General features: G+C 61.7%; 1 protein-coding gene. It reads right to left on the bottom strand.

Annotation, left to right across the window (positions count from 1 at the left end; all coding sequences use genetic code 11):
* Positions 1 to 1,114, bottom strand: a 1,114-nt coding sequence (locus PV350_RS46655) for an acyltransferase domain-containing protein (RefSeq protein WP_500339316.1), incomplete at its 3' end; no start/stop codon positions are given.
* Positions 1,115 to 1,151: the final 37 nt, after the last annotated feature.

Here is a 1,151-nt window from a genome sequence, read left to right as displayed (position 1 = left end):
GCACTACCGCACCCCACTCCACATCCCCGCCCCGCACAAACACCTCAGCGAGTGCAGCGAACGCTGTAAGGGGTTCGGGCTGGTTTCTCCGCGAGAATGCGACAGCGGGCTGATCTGTGATGGTTTTGATCATCCCCGTCAACACCGCATCAGGTCCGATCTCAAGCACCGTGGCGAGGGGCTGGCGGCTCAGCGTCGCAATCACGTCCGCGAAGCGCACAGTGCACCGAACCTGCTTGACCCAATACCGCGCATCGCACAGCTCAGAGGAATCAGCGACTTCACCCGTGACCGCAGAGACGAATGGAATTTTCGGCGCCTGGAAAGTGACGTTTTCCGCTACTTGCGAAAACTTCTCCAAAATGGGTTCCATCAATGCCGAGTGGAAGGCGTGGCTGACCGTCAAGCGACGGGACTTGTAGCCGTGGTCGGACGTGATGGACGCTGCACGCGATATAGCCTCCTCGGTACCTGACAGCACTGTCGCTTCCGGACCGTTGACCGAAGCCAGATCCAGAGAGCTGCCGTCGAGGAGGTTTGCCAGCAGCTTCCGGACAGGGGCTTCTCCCGCATGGACTGCGAGCATCGCTCCCCCCGGAGGTAGGGCCTGCATCAGCCGACCGCGAGCTGTAACCAGCAAGGCGGCGTCTCGCAAGGACAGGACACCGGCAGCATGAGCCGCAGTCAGTTCGCCCAGGGAGTGCCCCGCGACCATGTGAGCCCGGAGCCCCCAGGACTCGACCAGACGCAACATCGCCACTTCCACCGCAAACAAAGCAGTCTGTGTATAAAGCGTCTGATCGAGCAGCGTCGCTTGTGGCGTTCCTTCTTTCGCGAAGACAACGTCGCGCAAGGGATGGACGGCTGCTTCCACCGGCATGCACTCATCTAGTTCGGCACAGACGAGATCGAAAGCTTCCCTGAATGCGGGGAAGATCGAATAGAGTTCCGCGCCCATTCCCGGGCGCTGAGATCCCTGCCCGGTAAAGACCAGAGCGACCCCGGTTGCAACTCCGTTGGTGCTACCGGTGATGGTTGTTGCGGAGGAGACTTGCGTGGTCTGGCTGATTTCGCGGAGCGCGTGGATGGCGGTGGGGGTGTCCGGGGTGAGCACGACAGCGCGGTGTTCCCGGGTGGGGCGGGTATGAACC

It is taken from the genome of Streptomyces sp. PA03-6a (genome assembly GCF_033792765.1).
Lineage (GTDB): Bacteria > Actinomycetota > Actinomycetes > Streptomycetales > Streptomycetaceae > Actinacidiphila.
The sequence above is the reverse complement of the archived record's forward strand: the minus strand, read 5'-3'. Positions and strand labels throughout refer to the sequence as shown.